This is a genomic window from Streptomyces sp. NPDC037389 (genome assembly GCF_040636475.1).
Taxonomy (GTDB): Bacteria; Actinomycetota; Actinomycetes; order Streptomycetales; family Streptomycetaceae; genus Streptomyces; species Streptomyces hesseae.
In genome coordinates, this window is the sequence record NZ_JBEZUS010000009.1 from 339174 (window position 1) to 363961 (window position 24788).

At 72.3% G+C, this 24788-nt stretch carries 26 protein-coding genes and 1 pseudogene; 15 read left to right on the forward strand and 12 right to left on the reverse strand.

Annotated features, from left to right (window positions below):
* The first annotated feature begins 14 nt into the window (after nucleotides 1–14).
* Together AB0E98_RS22215 and AB0E98_RS22220 are read left to right on the forward strand one after the other, a co-directional pair.
* Complete coding sequence (locus AB0E98_RS22215; RefSeq protein ID WP_361705185.1) at nucleotides 15–452, forward strand: sigma factor-like helix-turn-helix DNA-binding protein; 438 nt, start codon at nucleotides 15–17, stop codon at nucleotides 450–452.
* Nucleotides 449–703 (forward strand): hypothetical protein, encoded by a 255-nt coding sequence (locus AB0E98_RS22220; RefSeq protein ID WP_361705188.1) that lies wholly within the window; start codon nucleotides 449–451, stop codon nucleotides 701–703. Before AB0E98_RS22215 ends, AB0E98_RS22220 begins: the two co-directional genes overlap by 4 nt.
* 142 nt (nucleotides 704–845) lie before the next feature.
* On the opposite strand, the gene AB0E98_RS22225 is transcribed toward AB0E98_RS22220, so the two are convergent.
* Nucleotides 846–1991, reverse strand: coding sequence for a cystathionine gamma-synthase (locus tag AB0E98_RS22225; RefSeq protein WP_361705191.1), 1146 nt, complete (start codon nucleotides 1989–1991; stop codon nucleotides 846–848).
* Between the two features lie 148 nt (nucleotides 1992–2139).
* On the opposite strand from AB0E98_RS22225, the gene AB0E98_RS22230 reads away from it, so the two are divergent.
* The 5 genes from AB0E98_RS22230 (at nucleotide 2140) to AB0E98_RS22250 (ending at nucleotide 7351) form a co-directional block, all read left to right on the forward strand.
* Nucleotides 2140–3222, forward strand: a complete 1083-nt coding sequence (locus tag AB0E98_RS22230; RefSeq protein WP_361705194.1) for a hypothetical protein — start codon at nucleotides 2140–2142, stop codon at nucleotides 3220–3222.
* A gap of 123 nt (nucleotides 3223–3345) precedes the next feature.
* Nucleotides 3346–5022, forward strand: a complete 1677-nt coding sequence (locus AB0E98_RS22235; protein WP_361705197.1) for a M48 family metalloprotease — start codon at nucleotides 3346–3348, stop codon at nucleotides 5020–5022.
* A gap of 19 nt (nucleotides 5023–5041) precedes the next feature.
* Nucleotides 5042–6160 (forward strand): hypothetical protein, encoded by a 1119-nt coding sequence (locus AB0E98_RS22240; protein ID WP_361705198.1) that lies wholly within the window; start codon nucleotides 5042–5044, stop codon nucleotides 6158–6160.
* A complete protein-coding gene (gene msrA / locus AB0E98_RS22245) occupies nucleotides 6160–6873 on the forward strand; it encodes a peptide-methionine (S)-S-oxide reductase MsrA (protein ID WP_361705304.1) in 714 nt (237 codons plus the stop codon). Before AB0E98_RS22240 ends, msrA begins: the two co-directional genes overlap by 1 nt.
* 124 nt (nucleotides 6874–6997) lie before the next feature.
* Nucleotides 6998–7351 (forward strand): DUF6247 family protein, encoded by a 354-nt coding sequence (locus AB0E98_RS22250; RefSeq protein WP_361705201.1) that lies wholly within the window; start codon nucleotides 6998–7000, stop codon nucleotides 7349–7351.
* 388 nt (nucleotides 7352–7739) lie between these two features.
* On the opposite strand, the gene AB0E98_RS22255 is transcribed toward AB0E98_RS22250, so the two are convergent.
* On the reverse strand, nucleotides 7740–8219 hold the full coding sequence (locus tag AB0E98_RS22255; protein ID WP_361705203.1) for an NUDIX hydrolase: 480 nt from the start codon (nucleotides 8217–8219) through the stop codon (nucleotides 7740–7742).
* A gap of 114 nt (nucleotides 8220–8333) precedes the next feature.
* On the opposite strand from AB0E98_RS22255, the gene AB0E98_RS22260 reads away from it, so the two are divergent.
* The 3 genes from AB0E98_RS22260 (at nucleotide 8334) to AB0E98_RS22270 (ending at nucleotide 10304) form a co-directional block, all read left to right on the forward strand.
* Nucleotides 8334–9545, forward strand: a complete 1212-nt coding sequence (locus tag AB0E98_RS22260; protein ID WP_361705205.1) for a helix-turn-helix transcriptional regulator — start codon at nucleotides 8334–8336, stop codon at nucleotides 9543–9545.
* 118 nt (nucleotides 9546–9663) lie between these two features.
* Nucleotides 9664–10092, forward strand: a complete 429-nt coding sequence (locus AB0E98_RS22265; RefSeq protein ID WP_361705207.1) for an ATP-binding protein — start codon at nucleotides 9664–9666, stop codon at nucleotides 10090–10092.
* Nucleotides 10092–10304 (forward strand): hypothetical protein, encoded by a 213-nt coding sequence (locus AB0E98_RS22270; RefSeq protein WP_361705209.1) that lies wholly within the window; start codon nucleotides 10092–10094, stop codon nucleotides 10302–10304. The genes AB0E98_RS22265 and AB0E98_RS22270 overlap by 1 nt, the downstream gene beginning before the upstream one ends.
* A gap of 46 nt (nucleotides 10305–10350) precedes the next feature.
* Here AB0E98_RS22270 and AB0E98_RS22275 read toward each other — a convergent pair whose 3' ends face one another.
* Nucleotides 10351–11412 (reverse strand): methyltransferase, encoded by a 1062-nt coding sequence (locus AB0E98_RS22275; RefSeq protein WP_361705210.1) that lies wholly within the window; start codon nucleotides 11410–11412, stop codon nucleotides 10351–10353.
* A gap of 129 nt (nucleotides 11413–11541) precedes the next feature.
* Entirely contained in the window at nucleotides 11542–12327 is a 786-nt protein-coding gene (locus tag AB0E98_RS22280; protein ID WP_361705213.1) for a trypsin-like peptidase domain-containing protein, read from the reverse strand.
* 122 nt (nucleotides 12328–12449) lie between these two features.
* On the opposite strand from AB0E98_RS22280, the gene AB0E98_RS22285 reads away from it, so the two are divergent.
* On the forward strand, nucleotides 12450–13277 hold the full coding sequence (locus tag AB0E98_RS22285; protein WP_361705215.1) for a class I SAM-dependent methyltransferase: 828 nt from the start codon (nucleotides 12450–12452) through the stop codon (nucleotides 13275–13277).
* A gap of 57 nt (nucleotides 13278–13334) precedes the next feature.
* Here the strand turns inward: AB0E98_RS22285 and AB0E98_RS22290 are convergent, their stop codons facing one another.
* Entirely contained in the window at nucleotides 13335–14687 is a 1353-nt protein-coding gene (locus tag AB0E98_RS22290) for a nucleotidyl transferase AbiEii/AbiGii toxin family protein (protein WP_361705218.1), read from the reverse strand.
* Nucleotides 14684–15379: a hypothetical protein gene (locus AB0E98_RS22295; protein WP_361705220.1), complete on the reverse strand. Its 696-nt coding sequence runs from the start codon at nucleotides 15377–15379 to the stop codon at nucleotides 14684–14686. The genes AB0E98_RS22290 and AB0E98_RS22295 overlap by 4 nt, the downstream gene beginning before the upstream one ends.
* A gap of 87 nt (nucleotides 15380–15466) precedes the next feature.
* Between AB0E98_RS22295 and AB0E98_RS22300 the strand changes: the two are divergent.
* Nucleotides 15467–15798 (forward strand): annotated as a pseudogene (locus tag AB0E98_RS22300) (DUF1330 domain-containing protein); the annotation flags it as partial.
* A gap of 18 nt (nucleotides 15799–15816) precedes the next feature.
* Here AB0E98_RS22300 and AB0E98_RS22305 read toward each other — a convergent pair.
* Nucleotides 15817–16284, reverse strand: a complete 468-nt coding sequence (locus tag AB0E98_RS22305) for a YcxB family protein (protein WP_361705221.1) — start codon at nucleotides 16282–16284, stop codon at nucleotides 15817–15819.
* Nucleotides 16285–16432: 148 nt separating this feature from the next.
* Here AB0E98_RS22305 and AB0E98_RS22310 point away from each other — a divergent pair, with 148 nt between their 5' ends.
* Nucleotides 16433–17335, forward strand: a complete 903-nt coding sequence (locus AB0E98_RS22310; RefSeq protein WP_361705224.1) for a hypothetical protein — start codon at nucleotides 16433–16435, stop codon at nucleotides 17333–17335.
* 11 nt (nucleotides 17336–17346) lie between these two features.
* Here AB0E98_RS22310 and AB0E98_RS22315 read toward each other — a convergent pair whose 3' ends face one another.
* Complete coding sequence (locus AB0E98_RS22315; RefSeq protein WP_361705226.1) at nucleotides 17347–17922, reverse strand: class I SAM-dependent methyltransferase; 576 nt, start codon at nucleotides 17920–17922, stop codon at nucleotides 17347–17349.
* A gap of 55 nt (nucleotides 17923–17977) precedes the next feature.
* Here AB0E98_RS22315 and AB0E98_RS22320 point away from each other — a divergent pair, with 55 nt between their 5' ends.
* Nucleotides 17978–18751 (forward strand): helix-turn-helix transcriptional regulator, encoded by a 774-nt coding sequence (locus tag AB0E98_RS22320; protein ID WP_361705228.1) that lies wholly within the window; start codon nucleotides 17978–17980, stop codon nucleotides 18749–18751.
* 73 nt (nucleotides 18752–18824) lie between these two features.
* Here the strand turns inward: AB0E98_RS22320 and AB0E98_RS22325 are convergent, their stop codons facing one another.
* The 3 genes from AB0E98_RS22325 to AB0E98_RS22335 all read right to left on the reverse strand — a co-directional run bounded on the left by AB0E98_RS22325 (nucleotide 18825) and on the right by AB0E98_RS22335 (nucleotide 22547).
* Complete coding sequence (locus tag AB0E98_RS22325) at nucleotides 18825–20036, reverse strand: DUF2786 domain-containing protein (protein WP_361705230.1); 1212 nt, start codon at nucleotides 20034–20036, stop codon at nucleotides 18825–18827.
* A 109-nt stretch (nucleotides 20037–20145) separates the two neighbouring features.
* Nucleotides 20146–21120 (reverse strand): GNAT family N-acetyltransferase, encoded by a 975-nt coding sequence (locus tag AB0E98_RS22330; RefSeq protein WP_361705231.1) that lies wholly within the window; start codon nucleotides 21118–21120, stop codon nucleotides 20146–20148.
* Between the two features lie 152 nt (nucleotides 21121–21272).
* Nucleotides 21273–22547, reverse strand: a complete 1275-nt coding sequence (locus AB0E98_RS22335) for an Ig-like domain-containing protein (protein WP_361705232.1) — start codon at nucleotides 22545–22547, stop codon at nucleotides 21273–21275.
* 321 nt (nucleotides 22548–22868) lie between these two features.
* Between AB0E98_RS22335 and AB0E98_RS22340 the strand changes: the two genes are divergently transcribed.
* Nucleotides 22869–23138: a hypothetical protein gene (locus AB0E98_RS22340; RefSeq protein WP_361705235.1), complete on the forward strand. Its 270-nt coding sequence runs from the start codon at nucleotides 22869–22871 to the stop codon at nucleotides 23136–23138.
* 13 nt (nucleotides 23139–23151) lie between these two features.
* Here the strand turns inward: AB0E98_RS22340 and hutH are convergent, their stop codons facing one another.
* On the reverse strand, nucleotides 23152–24690 hold the full coding sequence (gene hutH, locus AB0E98_RS22345; protein WP_361705306.1) for a histidine ammonia-lyase: 1539 nt from the start codon (nucleotides 24688–24690) through the stop codon (nucleotides 23152–23154).
* Between the last annotated feature and the right edge of the window lie 98 nt (nucleotides 24691–24788).

Consider the following 24788-nt stretch of genomic DNA (forward strand, 5'->3'; position numbering starts at 1 on the left):
CCTGTTCTGGAGGAGTGCGAGAGCGGCAGGACGCCCGGGAGCGCCGCCGCGCCCGGGAGTTCGAAGCGTTCGCCGGTGGCGCGGGCGGCCGACTGCTGCGCACCGCGCTGCTGCTGACCGGTGACCGGGAGGCCGCCGAACGACTGCTGACCCGCGCCCTCGCCCGTACGTACGCCGCCTGGGACGGCCTCGGTGGCGACGATCCGTACGAGCGCACCCGCCAGGAGCTCGTGGCGCGCTACGCCCGCTCGGCGCGGGGGCGGTTCCGGCTCTTCCGGCGCGGGGGCGTCGGCGTGGGGGTGTTGGCCCGGCTGACGCCGCGGGAGCGGCTGGTCGTGGTCCTGCGGCTGTACGAGGGGGTCGCCGAGGAGCAGACGGCGGCGGCGCTCGGGGTTTCCGTGGAGCGCGTACGGGCACTGTGCGCGCGGGCGGTTCTCACGGTGGCGGCGTGAGCGGCCAGGACCGCCGGGAGGCGGAGGTCCGGCGGCTGCTGGACGGGCCGCGTCCGGCGGTGCCGGCGGAGATGGTGGCGCGGGCGGCCGAACGGGGGCGGCGGTTGGTGCGCCGGCGGCGGGCGGTGCGGGCTGTGGCCTGGACGTTCCTGGTGCTGGCCTTGGTGGTGTTCTCCGTGTGGGCCGCGCTGGAGGAACCGTGGCGGCCACGGCCGTCGGGGACGGCGCCGCCGTTGTGGGACGGCGAGTGAGGATGCCCCGGTCCCGCCCTCCCACCGTTTCCCAGGGGCTCCGCCCCCGGACCCCCGCTCCTCGAACTCCCCCGGCTACCGCTGGGAGGTGCCCCCAGGGGACTGATTCGGAGGGGCTGATTCCCAGCCCCTCCGACAGGTGTCAGCCCAGCGCCTGCGTCAGGTCGGCCAGCAGGTCGTCCACCGACTCGATGCCCACCGAGGCGCGGACCAGGTCCGCCGGGACCTCCAGCTGGGAGCCGGCGACCGAGGCGTGGGTCATCCGGCCCGGGTGCTCGATCAGGGACTCGACGCCGCCCAGGGACTCGCCCAGCGTGAAGAGCTTGGCGCGGTTGCAGACCTCGACGGCCGCTTCCTCGCCGCCCGCGACGCGGAAGGACACCATGCCGCCGAAGGCCCGCATCTGCTTGGCCGCGACCTCGTGCAGCGGGTGCTCGGGCAGGCCCGGGTAGTAGACCTGCGTCACCTTCGGGTGCGAGACGAGCAGTTCCACCACGCGCTCGGCGTTGGCGGTGTGGCGGTCCATGCGCACGGCGAGGGTCTTGATGCCGCGCAGCGTCAGCCAGGAGTCGAAGGGGCCGGCGACGGAGCCCATCGCGTTCTGGTGGTAGGCGAGCTCCTCGCCCAGGCCGGCGTCGGCCGAGATCAGGGCGCCGCCGACGACGTCGGAGTGGCCGCCCATGTACTTGGTGGTGGAGTGGACGACGACGTCCGCGCCCAGGGCCAGCGGCTGCTGGAGGTAGGGGCTGGCGAAGGTGTTGTCGACGACGAGCTTGGCACCGGCCGCGTGGGCGACGCCCGCGACGGCGGCGATGTCGGTGATGCCGAGGAGGGGGTTGGAGGGGGTCTCGACCCAGACGACCTTGGTCTCGGGCCGGATGGCGGCGCGCACGGCGTCCGGGCTGGAGGTGTCGGCGACCGACCACTCCACGCCCCAGCGGCTCACGACCTTGGCGAAGAGCCGGAACGTGCCGCCGTAGGCGTCGTTCGGGATGACCACGTGGTCACCCGGCGCGAGCAGCGTGCGCAGGAGGGTGTCCTCGGCCGCCAGGCCAGAGGCGAAGGCGAGGCCACGGACGCCGCCCTCAAGGGCCGCCAGGTTCTCTTCCAGGGCCGTGCGCGTGGGGTTGCCGCTGCGGCTGTACTCGTAACCGCCACGCAGACCGCCGACGCCGTCCTGCTTGTACGTGGAGACTTGGTAGATGGGCGGTACGACGGCCCCGGTCAGCGGGTCCGCTTCCTGCCCGGCGTGGATCGCGAGGGTCTCGAAGCTGTGCTGGTCGCTCATTCACCCGAGAGTAGTGCCCGTTCGCCCGATCGCTCCTGTTCACTTGTAACCGGCGGATGAACGATTCGCCGGTTTGTCACGTTGTACCGTCGTCGGCCTCGGCCGGCCGTCGTTCCGACCGCTCCCTTCAGGACATTCAGGACAGTTCATGGAGATTCTTCTCATCCTGCTCGCCGTCACCGTGATCTGCGGTGTCGTGGTGGCCCCCGCGATCCGGCGGTACCGGGCCGTGCGAGGTGTCGTCCAGGGGGCCGGGGCGGCCGTCGACCCGGCCGGCGCCCACGCGTTCGTCCCACCCGAGCGGCTCGACGTACGGCTGCCCGGCCCCGACGAGGAGTTGCTGACCGCCGTGGCGGAGGCCCGCCGCACCCAGGACTGGAAGCCGGCGGCCGAGCTGCTGGCCCGTACGCCCGCCACGGGCGACGCCGAGCTGCGCTGGCAGCGGGTGCAGACGCTGGCCGGCGCGGCGGCCCAGGAGCTGGCCGAGGCGCCGGGCACGGGCGGGATGTGGCTGCGGCACTGGCGCGTGGTGGCGCCCAAGGACGCGGGCGGCGCGGCGGTGCAGGCGGAGTTCCTCGTACAGCAGGCGATGCGCGACCCGTCCTCGCAGGACTTCCGGATGATCCTGGAGGAGGCGCGCACGGTCTGCGCCGAGGCGGCCCTGCTGGCGCCGGGCGACCCCGTCCCGTACATCGTCGAACTGGGCGTGGCCCGGGGGATGGGCGCGAGCGAGGCCGAGTTCCAGTCCGTGTGGGAGACCGTGACCACCCGCGCGCCGGGCCACATGGGCGCGCACTTGAACGCGCTGCGCTACTGGAGTGCGAAGTGGCACGGCTCCCGGGAGCAGGCCGAGGCCTTCGCCCGGCACGCGGCCGGCGCCGCGCCGGAGGGCAGCCTGCTGCCCGCGCTGCCGCTGTTCGCGGTCTTCGACCACCTGCCCGATGTGCAGCTGGTGCGCGGCCTGTTCCAGAGCGCGGTGATCGGCGACGCGATCGAGGCCGCCCAGTACGCGGTGCACCACGCCCCGGAGAATCACCCGGTGCTGCCGCACGTCCGTCATCTGCTGGCCTGGTTCCTGGTCCGCGCCGAGCGCCACGCGGAGGCCCTGGAGCAGTTCCGGAAGATCGACGGCCATATCGGGGCGCTCCCGTGGACGTACGAGCCGGACCCGGTGGCCGCCTACACCGCGTACCGGGCGATGGCGGTGGCGGGGGCGCGGCAGCTCGGCTGACCGCGCCGGCCCGGCCTCTCGGGCGTGCCGGGGCCGTCGGGCCCGTCGAACGCACACACGATCTCCACATTTATGATCCCCATATTCCGTTTCTTTCGAACCCGTTGTGGGGGTCATTGCCCAGTGGGCACATCTCTGCGTGCGCTGCGCGCGCTCGTCCTCCTGGCCGGTTTCTATCTGCTCGTCGCCCTTGTGCTCGGCGTCCTCGTGGGCGCCGACGTCGCCGCGACGCTCTGGGCCCCCGGCCTGGCCATGCTGAAGATCTATTTCTGTTCCGTCGTGCTCGCCGTCCCGGTGCTGCGGGGCGTCTTCTTGTTCCGCACCGCCAAGGCCGAGGGGCCGGGCGGACTGGCCGTCACCGAGGCCGAGCAGCCGGAACTCTGGCGCGCCGTACGCTCCCTGGCCGAGCGGACGGGCACCCGGGCGCCCGACGCGATCGTCCTCACCGGCGACGTCAACGCGGGCGTCGCCGAGGACGCCCGGCTGCTCGGCCTGCTCCCCGGCCCCCGCCGCCTCTACCTCGGCGTTCCTCTGCTGACCGGGCTGACCGAGGCCCAGTTGCACGCCGTCATCGCCCACGAACTCGCCCACTACGGCAACGCCGACACCCGGCTCGCGGGCATCGTCCTGCGTGGCCGCGACAGCGTGCTGCGCACGGCGGAGGCCTTCCGGGAGCAGGAGGAGCGACGGATCGCCGGTGAGCGGGCCCATCAGGAGAAGGCGGCCGAGAAGGCCGTCCGCAAGGGCCGCGAGCCGAAGAAGACCGGCACCGGCCGTGCGGGAAAGGGCTACGGCCTGATGGCCAAGCCCTTCCTGGCGTACGCGGGGCTCTACCTGCGCGTCACGCACGGCGACGGCCGGCGGCAGGAGCTCGCCGCCGACCGCCTGGCCGCCCGGGTCGCGGGCCGGGACGCGACCGCCTCGGCGCTGCGCGAGACCGCCGTCCTCGACACCGCGCACGACTTCTACATGAGCCGTTACGCCACCGCCGGCGTGGGCGTCGGCCTCCTGCCGCCGCGCGGCGAGGTCTTCGGCGGCCTCCGCAGGCTGCTCACCGCCCCCGGGCGACAGGAGAACCTGGCCGGCCTGCGCGACGAACTGCCGCCGGCGGAGCCCTCCCCGTACGACACCCACCCGCCGGTGGCCGTGCGCGTGGAGCTGATCGAGGCGCTGCCCGACGACGGCCGTGCGGTGGCGGACGACGCCCGTCCCGCGCTCGCGTTGCTGCGCGAGCCCGAGCGGGTCATGGCGGACCTTGAGGACGCCGTCCTGACGCCGGCGGCGCGGGCCATGGCGCGGGTGGACTGGCCCGAGCTGGTGCACCGGGCCGTACACGCACAGACCGAGGCGGCGGCCGAGCCGCTGCGGACGGCGCTCGGCGCGGTCCGCACCCCTGCCGCCGGTGGCAGCGCGCTCGCCGACCTGTCCACCCTCCTCGACCTGGCGGACGCCGGACGACTGTGGGAGGTGGCCGACCACCTGCCCAAGTCGCCGGAGGCGGCACAGGCCAGGGGCCGCGCGGCCCGCGAGTTCGCGCGCCCGGCGCTGTACGCGGGGCTGCGCGAGCTGACCGAGCTCGCGCTCGTCGAATCGGCCGGGGCGCGCTGGGAGCTGTCGTGGTCCGCCCCGGCGGAGCTGCGGCTGCCCGGTCCTGTCGGCGGTCCTGTCGGCGGTCCTGCCGACGAGACCGTGGCCGGGGCCGTGGCCGACGCGGTGCGCCCCATCGTCGAGGACGTGCCGGACACGAAGCGCCTGCGCGAACTGATCGCCCTCCCCACCCCGATTTCTCCCACTTCCTGATCGGACGACCCCACTCCCCATGCTCCTGATCACCCTCATCGTCGTGGCCGTCCTGGCCGTGGCCGCCGCCTTCTGGATCCGGCGGCAACTGCACTGGGCACGCATCGGCCGCTGCATCGAGGCCGCACGCATGCTGCCCGAGGACCAGCAGGTCACCGACCGGACGGGCCCGGACCCGGAGGGCGACGCCCTGCGGGAGGCCGTCTCCCGCGGCGAGTGGCGGGCGGCCGCCGAGGCCCTGGCCGCGGCCGGCACGGACTGGGAACGGCGCTACGAGGTCGTCACCACCCTGGCGGACGCCGCCTCCGACGACGACACCTGGCTGAAGGCCTGGCGGGCCGAGCACCCGGACGACCCCGGCGCGGCCCTCGTCCACGCCGACGCCAAGATCTCCCTGGCGTGGGAGATCCGCGGCAGCGCCAGGGCGAACGGGACCACCGACGAGCAGTTCGCCGGCTTCCACCGGGTGCTGCGTGAGGCGCACGAGGACTTCGCGCGCGCCGTCGCCCTGGCCGACCCCGCGGACCCCACCCCGTACGCGACGCAGATCCCCCTCTACATGGGCTCGGGGGCCCCGCACGAGGCGATGCGCGAACTGTGGGCGGAGGTCACCACCCGGGCGCCGCACCACTACCCGGCGCACACGGCCGCGCTCCAGTACTGGTGCGCGAAGTGGCGCGGTTCCGAGGAACTGGCCCGTGACTTCACGTCCCGGGCGGTGGCCGCGGCGCCGACCGGCAGCCTGCTGACGGTGCTCCCGCTGATCAGCTGGTACGAGCACAAGGACACCGAGGCCACCAAGGCCGACTACCGTTCCCCGGAGCTGACGGCCCTGGTGGACGCGGCCCTCCGCGACGTGGCCGCGGCCCGCCCCGGCCACCCGCGCGTGGCGGGCGCCCGCCACCTGCTGGCGTACTTCCTCACCCGCCAGGGGCGCCACGAGGCAGCCGTCGAGCAGTTCCGCATGGTCGACGGCTACGTCGGCGCCCTGCCGTGGACCTACACCACGGACCCCGCCGAGTCCTACTGCGCCGTCCGCACCCAGGCCCTGGCGGGCGCGGCCGCGAACGGCCACCGGAATCCTGGCGGCGGCGCGTACGTTGTCCCGGACGGACCGCCGAAGCGAGGAGCCCGATGATGTTCGTCAGCCGCCACCGGAACCACCTCCCCACCCCCGAGGAGACCCTGCCCGGCCGCGCCGCCCCGGCCTTCCCCCTCCAGGAGCGCCACAGCGTCCTGGACACCCCGCTGGCCGCCCCCTACCCCGAGGGCCTGGCCGTCGCCGACTTCGCCATGGGCTGCTTCTGGGGCGCGGAGCGCAAGTTCTGGCAGACCGAGGGCGTATGGACGACCCTGGCCGGCTACCAGGGCGGCACCACGCCGCACCCGACGTACGAGGAGGTGTGCAGCGGCCTGACGGGCCACACGGAGGTGGTCCGCGTCGTCTTCGACCCGTCCCTCGTCTCGTACGAGTCCCTGCTCAAGCTCTTCTGGGAGTCCCACGACCCCACCCAGGGCAACCGCCAGGGCAACGACCGCGGCACCCAGTACCGCTCGGCGGTCTACACCCACTCCCCCGAGCAGCAGTCCACCGCCGAGGCCTCGCGCGAGGCGTACCAGTCGGTGCTGCGCGCGTCCGGCTACGGCGACATCACCACGGAAATCCTCCCGGCGGGCCCGTTCCACTACGCGGAGGCCTACCACCAGCAGTACCTCTCGGACGCCAAGAACCCGAACGGCTACTGCGGCATAGGCGGGACGGGCGTCAAGCTGGGTGACCCGTTCGAGACGAACTGGGGGCGGTCCTGCCCGACGGGGATCGTGCCCGCGCCGGAAGTCACGGACGAGTAGCCCGTGCAGGAGGGTCCGGGAGAGTAGCCGTATCGCTTCTCCCTCACTCGTTCGAGCGGTGGAAATGCGCTCATGCCCGATACGCTGAGCCACGGCGATCGGAATCACGCCCATGGGAGCAGCCATGACCACCTCCGCCGCCGGGCAACCACTCATCCCCCAGCCCCCGGCCACGGTTGCCGCGCTTCGGCAGGCGCTCAGCCAGATCGCCCCTGCCGCGCTGCCGGCCTTCACCCGGGAACTGGACCAAGCGGCCGACCAGTCCCGGCAGGGCTCCGATCTGGCGCCGCTCCAGCGGTTCATCGCCCAGTGGGCCGTCCATGTCCACATCCAGCGCCGGCCCGAACTGGCAGCGGACCTGCGCCGGTGGGAAGACATCGCCGAGTCGGGCGACGCCGCCCAGGCGCGGCAGGCCGCCTCCGAGATCGGGCGGATCCTGGACGAAGCCCACGCGGCCACGGGCCTCTCCGCCCGGTGAGTCAGAACTGGCGATGGGAGTACGCCCCAGATCAGGATCACGTGGCGGGCGGCATCCCCGTTCACGTGGTGGCGGAAGTGGAACGGCTGGCCGGTCAGCTCGTCGAGCTTGCCGGTACGGGCGTCGATGTCAGCGACGTCGGCAACGGCCCCGGCCGGGCGGCCTGCGCCGCATGGACGCCGTCGGTGGCTGGTTCCACTTCCTGGTGGCGCCAAGGGATCTACCGATCATCGTTGTCCGTATCGTGCCGCCGTTCGACGCGCTGTAGCCATCCCCGCTGAAGCCCCTTCGCGCCCAGGGGTTACCTGACTCCAGAGACTCGTGGGGACGGGCGTCAAGCTGGGTGACCCGTCGGGGGGGTCCTGCCCGACGGGGATCGCGCGTGCGGCTACTGCACGGGCTCACCGTGCTCGAGGTACCGCGCACGGGCCTGACCGCGGGTAGCGATTGCCTGCCTCACGCGGCGGGCAAGCCTAGGGATCAGCAGCTCATCGAGGGCGCTCACGGGGTGGAATTCCGCGCCCAGCAGTTCGTCAGCCTGGAGTTTGATCGCGCTCACTTCCTTCGGCTGGAGTTCCCCGCCATCGAAGACCCACAGGACCTTGTCACCATCGCGTTCGTTCGGGGCCCAGTCCACGACCAGGAGGGGGCCGATGGGCGGCGTAATGCCCAGCTCTTCCAGGACCTCGCGCTTGCAGGCGGCGAGAGGCGACTCGCCCACTTCGATGTAGCCGCCAGGGATCTCCCACATTGGCTTGTACGAGGGGCGGACCAGGAGAACGTCCCCTTGGTCGTTGAAGAAGAGCGCGCCTGCTGCCATCCGGGGGCGGGCCATGCGGAGCTCGTGCTCACTCTGGGGCTCGGTCATGGGGCGAGCGTACGGAACTCCTCGCGTGCCGTGTCTGGTTCGTTGCCGGTCGTTGTGCTGGGCAACGCGTGACACTCGACGCGACGTAGCCAGGGGAGGGCGACGATGCGCGGCATGACCGATCACTTCACATTTGGCCAGCGCGTGGGGTACTGCCGAAAGCGGCGGGGGCTGTCCCAACGGGAGCTCGGTGAGCTACTGAACCGGTCGGAGGACTGGGTCTACCGGGTGGAGTCCGACCGCATTCCGGTGAACAACGTGAAGATGCTGGCTGACCTGGCCGAAGCCCTGCGCGTCCCGCTGGAGGATCTACAGGGACGTCCCGCGCTCTTGGAGGACCACGGGGACCACAAGGCCAGTGTTCCGGCGATTCGCACGGCCCTGATGCAGTCGCGTCGTCTGTCGGGCTCCTTGTTCGATCAGCGGCCGGTTCCCCGGCTCGAACGGGTGCGCATGGAGGTCGGGAGATCCTGGGCGCTGTACCAGGGATCCGAGTACGCCAGCCTCGGCTCGAAGCTCCCCGCTCTGCTGGCTGATGCTCGTGTGGCCATGCACAGCTACACGACAGGGGCGGAAGGAGGTCAGGCGCTTCGCGAGTACGCCTTGGTTCTGCACCTTGCGGCGGTCTACCTCCGCAAGCTCGGTGAGACCAACTTGGCGTGGGTGGCCGTCGACCGCGGGGATGTTGCGGCGAGTGAACTGGGCGACCCTGCCGTTACTCTCGCCCTTCGCCGCGCTGTCGCCCACGTCCAGCTCGGCGCCGGCCGACCGGAGGACGTTCAGGACGCTGTGAACGTCACCCTTGACGCTGCGGCGGAGGTGTCCGAGCACTGGTGGCAGTCATCGCCGCAATCGCTATCGGTCTGCGGGACGCTGTTCCTCAATGGAGCTGTAGCGGCCGCGCGGATGCGCGATGCCTCGTTGGTCGATGAGATGCTGCACAAGGCGCAACTGGCGGCTGACCGGCTCGGTTACGACGGCAACGAGATGTGGACCTCCTTCGGCCCGACCAACGTCGAGATTCACCGGCTGGCGACCGCGCTGGAGTTCGAGGACATCGGGGCGGCAGTCCGTATAGCGGATGGCGTGTCGGCCGTGGGACTGCCGAAGGAGCGCCGGGCACGGCTGCGCCTGGATGCGGCCAGGGCTTATGGCGAAGCCGGCCGTGTGGATGAGGCGGTGGACAGCCTCAAGCGCGCCTTCCTGACGGCACCGGAACAGATACGCGCTCACGAGTTCGCCCGCGATCTCGCCCGCCGCCTGCACAAACGAACCGGCCGACGTGACGTACAGGAGCTCGCGATCAAGCTCGGCGCCGTCAAGTAGTAACCGAGCAGCGTGAGGTTGACCCAAGACCCGGAATTTTCTTCCGGGTCGCATGCGCCTCTCGACCCTACCTTCGGTGAAGTCACTTACCCGTGCTCTCGAAGGACGGTCGAGACCTATGAGTGGGGCCAGTACGGCTGTCAGGTGCGGTGGAACGCGCCGTGTGCAACGCTGGGAGGCAAAGGGAAGATCCGTCGGCTTGGCGCGCGATGAGCTGCGCTCGGCCCTGGCGGACTGGGGGCTGACCGAGATCGAGGAACCGGCCGTGCTGGTTCTCTCGGAGCTGGTCACGAACGCGATCAAGCATCCCCAGGTGGCGGACCGGCACATCGAAACCTCGTTCTGCCACGGCGCCGAGGGCGTGCGGCTGGCGGTAGACGATGCCGATGAACGCCACCTCCCCCGATTGCGGGCCCCGGGTGGGTCTGGAGGCCGTGGCCTGATCCTGGTCGAGGCGCTCTCGGACCGCTGGGGCGTGAGAGCGCGAAGCGGGGTGGGCAAGTCGGTCTGGGCCGTGATCACCATGCCGGGCGGGAGGTGGTTGTGATGCGTCTGCTGGCGTACATGCTGCGGAGCGGCGACGTGGTCGACGACGGCCGCGCCCGGAGGGAAGTGAAAGCCGTCCGTGAGCGCGGGCGGGACGTCACCGTCGTGTTCAAGGAAGGGCACCCGGCGCGCATCGGCCGCGACGACGAGGTGGCCGTTCAGCGTGGCTGGGGACGTCCCGACGGGAGGCTCGCTGAAGAGCGAGCAGGCTGACGGGCGGCCCACCGGCCCAGGGCCGGTGGGCCGGTGGGCCGGTGCGTCAGTCCGTGGTCGCCTCCGCCTCCACGATCGAGGCGAAGCCCGGGGTGGGGAGGGTGCGGGCGTGGCGGAGGCCGGCGCGGGTGAAGAGGGTGGCGAGCTCTGTGGGGGTGCGGGTGCTGCCGCCGAGGGCGGTCAGCATCAGGATGTCGAGGTCCTTGCCGGGGTGCGGGGCGTTGCCCGCCGGTGGGGCAGCGTCGACGATCAGGACCCGGCCGCCCGGGGCGAGGGACCGGCGGCAGGAGCGCAGGATGCGGACGCAGTCGTCGTCGCTCCAGTCGGGCAGGACGTGTTTGAGGACGTGGATGTCGCCCTTCGGGACGGCGGCGAAGAAGTCCCCGGGTACGGCCCGCCAGCGTCCCGTCAGCTCCGCCGGGTCGAGCAGGGGTTCGCGCAGCGCCGGTGCCTGGTCGAAGAGGACGCCCGACAGGCCGGAGTGGCGCAGCAGGACGGAGCGGAGCAGTCCGCCCCGGCCGCCGCCGACGTCCACGACCGTGCCCCGGTCCGGGAACGGGTACGCGGCGGCGACCACGTCGTCGAGCGGGCCGGAGAAGGCCGCCATCCCGGCGTCGAAGACCTCGCGGGCCGCGCTGTCGGTTTCGAGGTGCTGGAAGAAGGGGGTGCCGAAGACCCTGGGGAAGGCGGATTCCCCGGTGCGGACCGTCTCGGCGAGGTCGGCCGCAGGGCGCAGGAACATGTCGTCGGTGAGCAGGAGCACCGTGGCGTGGAGCGAGCCCGGTATGCCGGTGCGCAGGACGGACGCGGCGGGTGTCAGCCCGAACGCGCCCGTCCCGTCCTCCTCGAAGACGCCGCGCGACGCCAGCAGCCGCAGCAGCCGGCGCAGTGCCGTGCCGTCGGTGCCGGTGGCCTCGGCGAGTTCGGCGGGGGTGCGCGGTCCGTCGGCGAGGTGGTCGGCGAGCCGGAGCCGCGCGGCGGTCCGCAGTGCGGCGGAGTGGAGGAATCCGAAGGCCTCCTCCATCAGCCGGAGGACCCCTGATGTGTCGGGGGCGGTTTCGGGGGTAGTGGCGGGCGTGGTCACGTCACGGCTGGACGCGGGCTCCATCTGATCTCCCAGGCGGTTCCGGTGGGTATCGGAGGATCACCACCCTTTCAGCCACCGCCCCGGCCCCGGCTCCGCCGCTGTGTGGATCTCCGGCTGGGACTTCCGCCCTAGGGCCACGGCTCGAACCGCTCAGACCGCCAGGTGGAAGCCCGCGCCCACGCCGCCGTTCGCGTTCATCTCCGCGATGATGTCCAGGATCGCCGAACTGTGCTGTACGCCCCAGGCGTTGCCGACCAGCGTCTGGCCGCTGACCACGGGGGAGCCGGAGTCCCCGCCGTTGGTCCAGATGAGGTGGGTGAACCACATGTTGTGGGTGCCCAGCTTGATGCCGCAGGTCAGGCCCGTCCGGTGGCCCTGCTTGCACATGCGGGTGCCGTTGGGGGGCGGGGCGCCGATCGAAGTGATGGTCACCTCGCCGACGGTGGCGGTGGGGGCGACTCTCGACTCGTCCAGCTTGATGACCGCGAAGTCGAGGCCCTTGGGACCGGCGTTGAGCAGGTTGTTGGGCGTGCTGACGTAGGTGACCGTGCCGATGGGGCCGGTCTCCAGGTCGGGGCGGCTGGCGTTGAGGTCGGCGGGGGCGGCCGCGGTACCGGCGGGGGAGGTGTCCCGGTAGACCTTCTCGCCGACGAGCTTGTTGCCCTTCTCGTCGATGAAGCAGTGGGCGTTCGTCAGGCCGACCAGGTTGCCGGCGTCGTCGCGGCCGACGGCGGTGAGGGTGCAGACGAAGAAGCCCTGGCGCTCCTCCGGGGTCGGGACGATCCGGAAGATGATGCCGGTGCCGCCGCCAATGGGCGTGAGCGGCCGTTCGGCCGCGGTGGCGGCGGCCGGGGCGGCGGTCGCGGCCGGGGCCGCGGTGAGGGTCAGACCTGCCGTGAGAACAGCGAGGCCGAGGGCACGTAACGCGCGCAGCATGCGATCACTTCCTGTGTGTGATGGGACGGTCACGCACATCGAAGAGCACGGATACGTTTTTGTCACTAGGGAACCAACTACGTCTCCCGGCCGGTTGAACGGCGGGCCGGTAGAACGGTCCCATGACGACCGAGGAAGAGATGCTGCGCGCCAACCGGCGCAACTGGGACGCCCGTACCCCCGTGCACGTGGCCAGCGCCTTCTACGGGCTGGACGGCTCCCGCTCCCCCGAGGACTGGTTCGCCCCCTTCGAGTGGGAGGACCTGGGCGCCCTCGCCGGACGGCGGGTGCTGCACCTCCAGTGCCATCTGGGCACCGAGACCCAGGCGTTCCCCGCCCGGGGCGCGGCGCACACGGTCGGGCTGGACTTCTCCGGGGAGGCCGTGGCGCAGGCGCGGCGCCTCGCGGAGGAGTCGGGCCGCGACGTGGAGTTCGTCCGGGCCGATGTCCACCGGGCCGTCGAGGCGCTCGACGGGCGGCGGTTCGACGTGGTCTACACCGGCAAGGGCGCCCTGTGCTACCTGCCGGACCTGGCCGCCTGGGCGGAGACGGTCCGCGATCTGCTGCGCCCGGGCGGGGTGCTGTACGTGGTGGAGTTCCATCCGCTGCTCGATTCGCTCGGCCCGGTGGGCCGGCCCGGGGAGCACGGCCTGCTGCTCGCGCACGACTACCTGGGCGGGCGCGGCCCGATCCGCAGCGACAACCCCCACACGTACACCGACGGCCCGCCCCTGCGCGAGGCGACGACGAGCTTCGAGTGGCGGCACGGGATCGGCGAGGTCGTCACCGCCGTCACCGGCGCCGGGCTGACCGTGGACCTCCTGCGGGAGACCGATCTGCTGCCCTGGCAGCGGTTCCCCTCCATGGTGGGGGACGAATGCGGCTGGTGGCGGCTGCCGGACGGCGAGCCCAGGATCCCGCTGATGTTCGCCCTGCGCGCCCGAGCCTGAGGACCCGCCCCGGGAGGGGCCGCCCCCCGGGAGGGGTCGGGGCGGCGGGCGGCCCGGCTAGCCCATCTCCTCCAGCCGTGCCGCGAGGCGGTGCGGGTCGCCGTGGTACGGGGTGACGGCCGGGCGGTCCTCGCCACGACTCCGGTCGCGGAGGGACACCACCACGTCCGCCGCCTCGCGCAAGGTGCACTCGGAGCGCCCGCCCAGCAGCTCGCGGACGGTGATCAGGGCACAGATGCTGGACACCACGCGGCAGGCGAACCACGACTCGACGGCCTCCATGCCGCCCGCCGCGTGCTCCTCGCGCAGGATCACCGTGACGTCCTCGAAGGCGACGGCCAGCCGGGCGTACGCGCCGGCCTCGTCCGGCGCGTAGCCCCGGGACAGGGCGACGACGAGGCGCAGCAGGTATCCGCCGCCGGTCTCCGGGTCGTCCGGGTAGTCCTTCTCGAACTCGGGCCAGTCGACCTCGCCGGCCTCGCCGAGGATGTAGGGGAGGTCGGACCACTCCCCCGCTTCCGTGAGGACGCGCTTCAGCAGCTCGTACGGCACGGTCACGCTCTCCGCGAGGAGAACCGCGTCGTAGAGGTCCTTGGCCTCGGGGTGCATGTCGCTCACCAGCCACAGGATCTTCCACACGAGGGAGAGTTCCGGGCTCGCCGCCATGAGGGAGACGGATCCGCCCGCGCCGCCGCCGCCGAGGGGCGGGATCGCGGTGCGTACGGGCGGGGCGGGCAGCGTCTCGTTGAAGACGAAGTCGAGCTGGACGGTGCCCGGCGGGAGGCCTTCCGCCCCGGCCGTCCCATCGGCCCCGTCCGTCGCGTCCGTCGCGTCCGTCCAGGGCAGGACGAGCCGGCGGCCCGGCACCCGGTCGTACGTCCATATCTCGTCGCTGACCGCGCCCGCCGCGTCGATGCGGACGGGACCGCCGGCGGCGCGCGAGGCGGCCTCGGCGGCGCGGGCGATGCCGTCGAGCATGGCATCCGTACGGTCGTCCTCCAGCCGCCAGGTGTCGGGGACGACGACGAAGTCCAGGTCGCCGGGCTCACGGGCCGCGTCGCCGAACCACGCCTTGAGCAGCACGCTGCCGCGCAGCACCAGGTGCTCGGCCCACGGGGAGTCCGCGACCGCCGCGAGCACGTGGTCCAGGGCGTGGCGGCGGGCCGCGAACCAGGCCTCACCCCTGTCCGGGTTCGCGAACCGGGGCTCGCTCAGCCGCATGCCCAGGACGTGGTGGTTGGCCGCCGGGTCGTACACGGGATGCTGTACGACGCCCTCGCCGGGCACCGGGCGCAGCGTCGCCGGCAGGTCCTTCTTCTGCCGGGTGGCCTCGTCGGGCGGTAGCTGGGGGACGACCGTCGTCGCCTGCCACGGTCCGTGCGAGAACTTCTCCCAGGGTGTCGTCGTCATGCGTCCACGTCCTCAGTGGTCTCTTCGGTCTCTTCGACCTCTTCGTCGATCCAGCCGTCGTCGACCGACTCGTCACTGTCGTACACGACGAACTCCCGTTCGCTGGAGGCCACGTCGTACCCGGCGTCACGCAGGGCCGCCAGCAGCGCGTCCAGCCGTTCCTCCGCCATCGGGCGGCCCACCAGGCGGCAACGCTGGGTGACGAACCGCTCGGCGCGGCCGTCCGCCCGCACCCGGCGGGCGTTGCGGGAGAGGTGCGCGCCGTGGGCCTCGGCGAGCGCCGTGAGGGGGGAGGTGTCCGTGCCGGGGGTGAGCAGGAGTTTCACGTGGTGCTCGAAGTAGTACCGCGCCCCGAGGGCCGCCGCGTCCGCGTCGGTGCCTGGCACGCCCTCCGCCCACGGGGTCGCCTCGATCTTCGTCCGGACGACCGCGAACCCGGCCTCCCGCACCCCGCGCGCCGCGTCCTCCACCGCCTCCCGCACCACGGGCAGCCGCCCGGAGCCGCGCAGCGTGAGCATCGGCTGACTGGGCGTCCGGCCCCGGTCCAGCACGATGTGCGCGCACTTCATGTCATGGCCGGCCGCGTACCGTTCGAGCGCGTCCACGGTCGCGGGCCCATCGGCGCGCACGGTGAGATGGGCCTCGAAGTCGCCGGAGAATCCGGCGAAGCGGGCTGTGGTGCTGGGTATCACCGAGAGATGATCTCAGCATGACCCCGTGGGTGATCGACGCCCCCTGCCGGTGGGCGGCAGGGTGGTCCGTGACCGCGCGGCGGAGACGCCGTCGCCCACTTCCGTGACAGCTCCCGCCACGAGGACACCCTCGTCCGCATGGAGCGCGTCCAGGCCACCCTGGCCCCCTTCGGCGGCCGGTTCCTCATTCACGGTGTGCCGCCGGAGGTCGTGGAGGGGGCGTGGCCCGGGAACGCCGTGCTGATCGGGTTCCCCGGATGGCCGAGGCCCGCGCCTGGTAAGCGTCGCCCGCCTACCAGGGGCTCCTGCCGCTGCGGACGGACCACATCACGGGCGACGTCGTCCTCGTCGAGGGCGTGGGTCCCGGATGCGACCCGGCGTCGCCGGCCCGGAAGCTGCGGGCGGAGGCAGGGGCCTGAGTCCGGGCCGTACGGCGGTCAGCCGACTCGCTTGCCCGAGGGGAAGCGGGCCGCGAAGAACGCGGCCAGCTCCGCCCGCTGGGCCTCGGTGAAGACGCGCTGCGGGAGGATCACCGCCGCCCGGTTGGGCTGGCGCAGGTACCAGAAACCGGCCCGGGACGTGACGCGCGCGTACGCGGACCAGTCGATCTCCGAGTGGCTGACGCCGGTGGTCAGGCCAAAACTCCCCTCGGTGATCCGTACCGTCCACGGAGCCTCGATGAGCGACGCGCTCCGCTTGATGGACCGCCGGATGCCGAACTCGACGGCCGCGACGCCCAGGACGCAGGTCGCCACCGCGGGGACGACCTTCATCCCCGATCCGAAGAAAGCGCTCGTCAGCAGCCCGAGGACGACAGCGCCATACATCGGGATCATGACCGTGAGCGTGCGGGTGGCCGACAGCAGTTCGCGCCGGGTCAGCTGGAAGGTCGTCGTGATGTCCACGCGGTTGTGTACCTGCTCCTTGAGTCGTCGGATTCGAGCCACGTGATGATCGCAGGACCGCCTGATTCCGCCCAATCGATTTCCGGGGCCCCGTGCGGCCGGTACAACGGGGCACATGCGTTTATCCATGCGTGTATCCATACGTTCAATGGCGGTCGTCGGAAGTCTGGTGGCCGCGCTGGCCGTCGGCGGGCAGGGAGTGGCGAGCGCGGCCGCCGCTCCCGGCCGGTGCGGGGAGCGGACGGCCGTGACCGTGTTCCGGGACGGCGGCGTGCCGTTACTGGACTGGCGCGAGAACCTGGAGTTCGACGGACGCGGCACCCTCTGGGTCTCGCACATAGTCCGGAACCGCGTCGAGGGGTACGCCCCCGACGGGACGCTGAAAGCGTCCTTCCCCGTGCCCGGCCCCGGCGCGGTCCGCCGGGGCCCGGACGGAATGATGTACGTCAACTTCGGCGTGAACCCGCTGGCGAAGGACGGCGGCGTCATGCGCTTCGACCCCACCGCGGCCGCGCCCCGCGCCGAGAAGGTCTTCGGCGGGACGCCCGGGATCAACGGCCTCGCCATCGACTCCACCGGAAACTTCTACCTCAGTCGCGAGCTGGCCACCGGCATCCTCAAGGTCCGGCCGGACGGCACCCGGGACGAGGAGTGGACGAGGAAGGCGGACATCTTCGGCGCCAACGGCCTGGAGATCGTCGGTGATCAGCTCTACGCGAGCGTCCTCGTCGACGGCTCGTCCCCGGTCGTACGCGTCCCCCTGGCCGACCCGGCGCGGCACACCACCGTCACCCGGCTCAGCCACACCGTCCTGGACGGCAAGTTCCTCGACGACCTCACCCTCTTCGGCGACGGCCTGGTGGTCGCGGCCTTCCGGAGCGGCGAGCTGATCCGGGTGGACCCGGCGACCGGACGGTCGTGCGTCCTGGTGGACGGGCTGCGGATGCCGACGAGCGTCCGGGTGCCGCGTGCGTTCGGCGACCATGACGGACGCCGCGAGCTGTTCGTCACCGAGGCCTCCGGCCGCGTGGTGCGGGTGACGATCGGCTGACGCGAGCTCCCCTACCCCGCCCGTACCGCACGGAAGCGGAAGCTACCCGTCCCCACTTCCACCGTCGCCTCCGCGAACCCCGCCGCCCGCAGCCGCGTCTCCAGGGTCGCGGGCGGCACCGGCACACAGGTGTCGCCCCAGTGGATGAACCGGAAGCGCCGGCCGCTCAGCGAGTCGCAGCCGGCGAAGACGCCGCCCGGGCGCAGCACGCGGTGCGCCTCGGCGAAGAGGGCGTCCTGGCGGGCGGGCGAGGGGACGTGGTGGAGCATGGTGAAGCAGGCGACCGAGTCGAAGCGGCCGTCGGGCCAGGGCAGGGCGGTGCCGTCGCCGTGCACGACCTCGGCCCGGTCGCCGAACTCCCGGCGCAGCCCGGCCGCGTACGACGCGTCGACCTCGACGACGCTCAGCCGCGTCACGCCCTCCCGGCGCAGCAGGACGCGCGTGGTGGCCCCGTAACCCGGCCCGATCTCCAGGGTGTCGGGCCCGAGCGGCACTCCCTCCAGGGCCCACGGCAACAGACGGTCCTCGACGGCCCGGGCCCACTTCTCGGAACTGCACAGACGGCGGTGAACGAGATTCATCGGCATGCGACGAGGCTAGGAATCAGGTGACCGTGTCGTATACGGGCCAGGAGGCCAAGCCATGTCGCCGAAAGGACAGACCGCCGGCCACGTCGTCGCCCCCGCCGGCAGTGCCATAGCCGTCGGGAGCTTCGCGCTCGGCGAGGACGAGTGGTTCGACGTCCACCGGCACAGCGCCCATCAGCTGGCGTGGGCGCCGCGCGGCGTCCTGGCCGTGCGCGCCGGGGGCCGTACGTGGGTGCTGCCGTCGACCGTCGCACTGTGGATCCCGGCGGGCGTCCCGCACGCCACGGGCGCCACTTGCGCCGCGCTGATGCGGAGTCTGTACTTCTGGCCGGACCGCTGCCCGTTCGGCTGGCAGGCGCCGCAAGTCATCGCGGTCTCCGGGCTGTTGAGAGAGCTGATCGGGCATCTGTCGCAGGAGGGCCTCGACACGGGGGCGCGGCAGCGCGCGGAGGACGTCCTGCTGGACCAATTGCGTCCCGTCACGGTGACGACGGTCAGGGCGCCGATGCCGGCCGATCCCCGGGCCCGGCGGGTGGCGGAGGCCCTGCGCGCGGACCCGTCGGACGGGCGCACGCTCGCGCAGTGGGGCGCGCTGGTGGGTGCGAGCGGCCGGACGCTGGCGCGGGCCTTTACGGAGGGTACGGGTATGTCGTACGGACGGTGGCGGACGCAGTTGCGGCTGGAGGCGGCGATGCCGCTGCTCGCGGCGGGGGCCACGGTGTCCGCGGTGGCGCGGCGGGTGGGGTACGGGTCGCCGAGCGCGTTCGTCGCGGCGTTCCGCCGGGGGGTGGGGGTGGCACCGGGGGCGTACTTCACGCCGTCGGCCTGATCCTTCCCGTGGCCGGGGTCCGGTCCGGTCACCTGCGGGCCGGTGGGGGCTGATCGCGCAGTTCCCCGCGCCCCTACTGGGCGTCCGCCAGGCGGGCCGCGTCGGCGGCCTCGGTGCCGCGGGCCCAGCCGTCGGCGTCGCGGCCCTTGAGCCGGTGCGAGGTGGTGTCGGGGAAGAGCCGCCCGGCGGTCTCGCCGACCGCCACGTCCCGGGCGGCCAGCACGGGCAGCACCTCGGGCCGGGTCTCCTCGGCGGCCACGTCGCGGACGGCCGAGGACAGCCGGTCGCCGATGCGGCCCGCGTAGGCGATCAGGAAGGACTCCCGGAAGTCACGGGTCCTGCGGGAGCGGCCGCGGGCGTGGTGCTCGTCGGCGGCGCGGCCCATGGCGGCGGTGGCCTGGACGAGGAGGGAGGTGTAGAGGAGCTCGACCAGCTCCAGGTCGGCGTCGAAGCCGACGACGGTGGAGAAGCCGTACTCGCTGGACCACACCGCCTGGCAGTGGTTGGCGGCGGCCACCGCGTTCAGGAGCAGGGCCTTGGCGGATTCGTACGGGCCCTCGACCCCGATCCGGCAGGCGCCCGGCCCGTCCCCGGCGGCGGCCGCGCCGGCGGCGAGCAGGGCCTCGTCTATGGAGTGCCGGGCCATGAGCTCCTGGGCCTTGGCCGACAGGGCCTCCGCCTCCTCCGGGAACTGCGTCGACTCCGCCTTGGCCAGCAGCGCCCGGACGCGGCCGAGCATCCGGGGTTCCACGGCCTCGGCGGCCGTGCGGACGTGCCCGCCGGTGCCGGGCAGCGGGCCGACGCCGCCGACCCTCGGCAGCCGGTCGATGAGCCGCAGCGTGCCCAGGGCGCGGACGGCGGTCTCGAAGCGGCTCAGCCGCTCGCGCTCCGCGAAGCCGTCGAGGAAGGTGTCGTCCGTCTCCCACCAGGCGCGCGCGTCGAGCTCCTCCAGCTGGGCGACCCAGCGGGCGTCGAGCGTCTCCGGCGCGTAGCGCCTGCCCTCGGCGGCGATGAGGGCGACGGCGAACCGGGTCTCGGCGGCGGGCAGTTCCCGCCGTACGAGCCGGACGACGTCGGCGGGCTGCCAGCCGTACTCCCAGGCCCGCCGCACGGTCGCGGAGCCGTGCCGGACGACCGCGCCGCTGATGGCCTCCCAGCCGGCCGGGGCGGCGGCCAGGGCGGAGGCGGCGGCGTAGACGGCGTCGTCGAGATCGTCCCCGTGCGCCGCCCGCAGCCCGCGTACGGCCGCGGAGACGGTTTCCAGGGGCGACTCGGAGCTGTGCACGGTGGGGGCTCGCTTCCTCGGGGGCCCGGGCGCCGGGGATGCGCCTGAGTGGAATCCCATCTTCCCGCATCACCGCAGGCAGGGCACACGCCCGGGGTCGGGGCCCGGGTCAGAGCCTGGCTTGGAAGACCCCCACGGAGCGCTCGGGACGGTAGCCGAGCAGCTTGTTCACGGCGCGCATGGGGCCGTTGTCGTCGGAGACGCCCGTGGCGATCTCCCGTACGGGCATCCGCCCCTCGCCCACGAGCCGCAGCATCCGCAGCTTGACCGCCCGGCCCAGGCCGAGCCCGCGGTGGGCGGCGGCGACGGCGGTGCCGTACTGAATGGCCCGCGAGCCGTCCGGGGAGCGCCGCACGAGCTCGGTGTAGCCGGCGAACGAGCCGTCGGGCGCGACCGCGACGACCGTGAGCATCTCCCCACCCCGGTCGACGACGAGCTGCTGGAAGGCGCGGGACCGCGCGGCGTCCCAGCGCGGCCGTTCTTCCTCGAAGTCGCCCCAGGGGCTGTCGGACATGGCGTCGCGGACGGCCGCGAAGGGGCCGGCGTACTCGTCGGGCACGGCGCCGTCCCACTCGGCGAAGCGATACCCCTCCGGCAGAGTCGGCTCCTCGGCCTCCTCCCCCGACACATCCTGTACATACATCACCAGCGGAATGGCGCAGACGAAACCGTGCGCGAGCGCGAACTTCTCGCCCGCGCCGCCGATCTCGACCTGAATGCCCACCGCGGTCCGCTGCTCCCGCTCCAGGATCGCCCGCACCTCCTGCCACAGGCGCGTCCCGATGCCCCGGTTCCGCAGCTCCGGCCGGACGGCGAGGTACTCGACCCAGGCCGTCCTCCGGTTCTCCTCGCCGTCGAACAGCCGCAGCGAGACGACCCCCGCGTACGCCCCGCCCTCCGCCGGCACCGCCAGCCGTACGTACCGGCTGTCGCCGTCCGTCACACACAGCACCCCGGCCGTCTCCACCCGCCCGGGCCCCGGCACGGCGGGCAGGTCACGCCCGTGCGCGGCGGCCATGACGGCATGCCAGCCGTCGATCTCGCTCTCGGAAGGACGATCGCTCAGACACAGCAGTTCGCTCATTCCGCGCACGCTATGACGTGAGCTCCACGCTGTCGTTCGGTTTTCCACGACCCCATCCGCGCACCGACGACAAAGGGGCCCTCCCGGCGGACGGATCCGCCGGGAGGGCCCCTTCAGGCTCTCATTCAGCTCTCAGGAGAGGAGCCGGACGCTCACGCGCCGGTCGCGCTGCCCGCGATCCACTGCGCCCAGTCCATGTTCCAGCCGTTGAGGCCGTTGTCCGGGGAGATGGTGCGGTCACCGGAGTTCTTGACGTCGACGACGTCACCGATGATGGAGTTGCTGTAGAACCAGGCACCCGGGGTGTTCGGGTCGTTGGCGCCCTGCTTGTCCTCCAGGCCCACGCAGCCGTGGCTGGTGTTGGAGACGCCGAAGATGCCGCTGCCCCAGTAGTTGCCGTGGATGAACGTGCCCGACGTGGACAGGCGCATGGCGTGCGGCACGTCCTTGATGTCGTACTCGCCCTTGCCGTCGGACTTGGCGAAGCCCACCGTCGAGCCGTCCATGCGGGTCTCGACGAACTTCTCCGAGATCACCATCTTGCCGTTGTACGTCTTGTTCTCGGGGCTGCCCGCCGAGATCGGGATGGTCTTGATGGTCTGACCGTCCCGGACGACCGTCATCTGGTGCGTCTTGACGTCGACGGTGGCGACCTGCGCCCGGCCGATCTTGAACTTGATGGTCTTCTTCTGGACGCCCTTGATGTTCGGGCCGCCCTCGACACCGTCGAGGTCCATCTTCAGCGTGACCTCGGAGTTGGCCTTCCAGTACTCCTGCGGCCGGAAGTCGATGCGCTGGTCGCCGAACCAGTGGCCGACGACCTTCTGGCCGCTGGTGCTGGTGACCTCCAGGTGGGACTGGACGTCCTTCCGGTTCTTGATCGGCTTGTCGAAGTTGATCGACACGGGCATGCCGACGCCGACCGTGGAGCCGTCCTCCGGCGTGAAGGAGCCGATGAAGCTGTTGTCGGGAGAGACGGTGGAGAAGGAGGAGTTCTCAGTGGCCTTGCGGTCCTTGGAGTCCTTCGCCTCGGCGACGATCTTGTACTTGGTCGAACGCTCGAGCTGCTTGTTCGGCTTCCAGGACTTCTTGTCCGAAGATATTGAACCCTCGACGGGGGTGCCCTTGTCCGTCGTCATCTTGACGCCGGTGAGCTCGCCGTCACTGACGGTGACGGACACGGCGTCGGTCGTGATGCCGGCGTTGTTGGTACCGCCCTTGGGCGTGATCTTGATCTGCGCCTTGGAGGCGTCCTTGGCGGCCGCGGCGTCGACCTGGCCCTGGGACTTCCCCTTGGCGTCACCGCCACCCTTGGCGTCATCGCCGTCGCCGCCACAGGCGGCCAGAGTCAGTACCCCGCCGAGCACAGCGGCCGCGGCCACCAGGCCCTTGCGGCGCTTGCCGTACGTCATCACACGCTTCTCCATTGCTCCTGGACCCCGGAATCCCCCGAGCCGATCGTGGGGCTCGTGGGGCTACACGTATCCCGGCTACTACATAAGGGAACGCCTGCACCGTTTAGGCCGGTTCCACTTATCGGCAAACTGTGGGAAAGACCACGCCAGTAAAGCCCCTGGGGCGACGGGGGCCGCAACCGGGGCCTTGATAAAGGACGAAAGCCCTGCTAACGAGACCGCCGGCACCCCATGGCTTCCCCACCGGCCGCCAGTGTCACTAACATCGTGTCAGTCGGGACGCACCACAGCTCACGACCATCAATCTCCGTCGTCGCCAGGGGGTTTCATCCCGTGACCACACGTCGCCCGCTGCTGACCGCCGTCGCCGCCGGCACGGTGCTGTGCGCGCTGTGGTTCGTTCCCACTGCCAACGCTACGCCCGAGCGTCCCGAGAAGCAGCAGGACGCCGTCGCGGCGTCGGCCCCCGCCGCCGCCCAGGAGCTGGCGGCCAGCGGGAGCGTGGACACCACTCCGTATCTCTTCGGTGGCATAGCGTTCGTCGCCGCGGGCGGCGCGCTGGTCACGGGCGCGGCCCGCAGGTCACGCACCGCCGCCCGCTGACCGGTCCCGCCCGTCAGGCCAGCGGGCCCGTCACCGGCTCCACCGCCGCGACGAGCTCCCCGGCCCGGACGAACGCCTCGGCGGCCGCCAGGTCCGGTGCCAGGAACCGGTCCCCGCCCGGTCCCTCCACGCCCGCCGCGCGCACGGCCTTCAGCACCGCCCGCGAGGCCGGGGACGGCTCCAGGCCCTCCCGCAGCTCGATCGCCCGCGTCGCGGCGACGAGCTCCACGGCGATGACCCGGCCGAGCGCCGCCACGGCCGTCCGCAGCTTGCGCGCCGCCGACCAGCCCATGGAGACGTGGTCCTCCTGCATCGCGGAGGACGGGATCGAGTCCACCGACGCCGGGACCGCCAGCCGCTTCATCTCGCTGACCAGCGCGGCCTGGGTGTACTGGGCGATCATCAGCCCGGAGTCCACACCGGCGTCCCCGGCCAGGAAGGCCGGCAGCCCGTGCGAACGGTTCTTGTCCAGCAGCCGGTCGGTCCGCCGCTCGGCGATGGAAGCAAGGTCAGCAGCCGCAATCGCAAGGAAATCAAGGACGTAAGCCACCGGCGCACCATGGAAATTGCCGTTGGACTCCACACGGCCGTCCCTCAGCACCACGGGGTTGTCGACCGCGGCGGCCAGCTCGCGGTCCGCCACCAGCCGGGCATGGGCCAGGGTGTCCCGGCCCGCCCCGGCGACCTGCGGGGCGCAACGGATCGAGTACGCGTCCTGGACGCGCGGCGCGTCGTCCTGGTGGTGCCCCGTGAGCCCGGAACCGGCCAGCACCGCCGCCATGTTCGCGGCGCTCGCACCCTGCCCCGGGTGGGGGCGGATGGTGTGGAGCTCGGGGGCCAGCACCTTCTCCGAGCCGAGCAGCGCCTCCAGGGACAGCGCGGCGGTGATGTCGGCCGAGGTGATCAGACGGGAGATGTCCGCGCAGGCCATGACGAGCATGCCGAGCATGCCGTCGGTGCCGTTGAGCAGCGCGAGCCCCTCCTTCTCCCGCAGCTCCACGGGCTCGATCCGGTGCTCGGCGAGCAGCTGCGCCGCCGGGCGCACCACACCGTCGGGCCCCTCGGCGTCACCCTCGCCCATCAGCGTGAGCGCGCAGTGCGAGAGCGGCGCGAGGTCGCCGGAGCAGCCGAGCGATCCGTACTCGTGCACCACGGGGGTGATACCCGCGTTGAGGATGGCGGCCATGGTCGTGACGACGAGCGGGCGTACGCCCGTGTGACCGGAGGCGAGCGTCTTCAGGCGCAGGAACATCAGCGCCCGCACGACCTCGCGCTCCACGCGCGGGCCCATGCCGGCGGCGTGCGAGCGGACGATGTTGCGCTGGAGCTGGGCCCGCAGGTCGGGGCTGATGTGCCGTACGGCGAGGGCGCCGAAGCCGGTCGAGACGCCGTACACCGGGTCCGGCTTGGCGGCCAGATCGTCGATCACCTGCCGCGCGGCGGCGACGGCGGCGAGGGCTTCCTCCGACACGACGACGCGGGCGCCGTCGCGGGCGACGGCGATCACATCTTCCGCGGTTGTGCCGGTCGTCTCCACCACCACAGTGTGCATATCCATATTCAGGCACCCTAGAGACTGAATCGCTACCTGTCACTAGTCGGCTTTGTACTCGTGTAACGCCACGGGGTGACGATCCATGCCGGGCGCCT

What these genes read in the sequence shown, in the direction of transcription:
- AB0E98_RS22230 (WP_361705194.1), top strand. Translation starts at nt 2,140, where the DNA reads ATGGAGATTCTTCTCATCCTGCTCGCCGTCACCGTGATCTGCGGTGTC.
- AB0E98_RS22310 (WP_361705224.1), top strand. Translation starts at nt 16,433, where the DNA reads ATGGCGGTCGTCGGAAGTCTGGTGGCCGCGCTGGCCGTCGGCGGGCAG.
- AB0E98_RS22250 (WP_361705201.1), top strand. Translation starts at nt 6,998, where the DNA reads ATGACCACCTCCGCCGCCGGGCAACCACTCATCCCCCAGCCCCCGGCC.
- AB0E98_RS22290 (WP_361705218.1), bottom strand. Translation starts at nt 14,687, where the DNA reads ATGACGACGACACCCTGGGAGAAGTTCTCGCACGGACCGTGGCAGGCG.
- AB0E98_RS22255 (WP_361705203.1), bottom strand. Translation starts at nt 8,219, where the DNA reads ATGACCGAGCCCCAGAGTGAGCACGAGCTCCGCATGGCCCGCCCCCGG.
- AB0E98_RS22330 (WP_361705231.1), bottom strand. Translation starts at nt 21,120, where the DNA reads ATGAGCGAACTGCTGTGTCTGAGCGATCGTCCTTCCGAGAGCGAGATC.
- AB0E98_RS22285 (WP_361705215.1), top strand. Translation starts at nt 12,450, where the DNA reads ATGACGACCGAGGAAGAGATGCTGCGCGCCAACCGGCGCAACTGGGAC.
- AB0E98_RS22260 (WP_361705205.1), top strand. Translation starts at nt 8,334, where the DNA reads ATGACCGATCACTTCACATTTGGCCAGCGCGTGGGGTACTGCCGAAAG.
- AB0E98_RS22320 (WP_361705228.1), top strand. Translation starts at nt 17,978, where the DNA reads ATGTCGCCGAAAGGACAGACCGCCGGCCACGTCGTCGCCCCCGCCGGC.
- AB0E98_RS22315 (WP_361705226.1), bottom strand. Translation starts at nt 17,922, where the DNA reads ATGCCGATGAATCTCGTTCACCGCCGTCTGTGCAGTTCCGAGAAGTGG.
- AB0E98_RS22275 (WP_361705210.1), bottom strand. Translation starts at nt 11,412, where the DNA reads ATGGAGCCCGCGTCCAGCCGTGACGTGACCACGCCCGCCACTACCCCC.
- AB0E98_RS22270 (WP_361705209.1), top strand. Translation starts at nt 10,092, where the DNA reads ATGCGTCTGCTGGCGTACATGCTGCGGAGCGGCGACGTGGTCGACGAC.
- msrA (WP_361705304.1), top strand. Translation starts at nt 6,160, where the DNA reads ATGTTCGTCAGCCGCCACCGGAACCACCTCCCCACCCCCGAGGAGACC.
- hutH (WP_361705306.1), bottom strand. Translation starts at nt 24,690, where the DNA reads ATGCACACTGTGGTGGTGGAGACGACCGGCACAACCGCGGAAGATGTG.
- AB0E98_RS22225 (WP_361705191.1), bottom strand. Translation starts at nt 1,991, where the DNA reads ATGAGCGACCAGCACAGCTTCGAGACCCTCGCGATCCACGCCGGGCAG.
- AB0E98_RS22265 (WP_361705207.1), top strand. Translation starts at nt 9,664, where the DNA reads ATGAGTGGGGCCAGTACGGCTGTCAGGTGCGGTGGAACGCGCCGTGTG.
- AB0E98_RS22240 (WP_361705198.1), top strand. Translation starts at nt 5,042, where the DNA reads ATGCTCCTGATCACCCTCATCGTCGTGGCCGTCCTGGCCGTGGCCGCC.
- AB0E98_RS22335 (WP_361705232.1), bottom strand. Translation starts at nt 22,547, where the DNA reads ATGGAGAAGCGTGTGATGACGTACGGCAAGCGCCGCAAGGGCCTGGTG.
- AB0E98_RS22280 (WP_361705213.1), bottom strand. Translation starts at nt 12,327, where the DNA reads ATGCTGCGCGCGTTACGTGCCCTCGGCCTCGCTGTTCTCACGGCAGGT.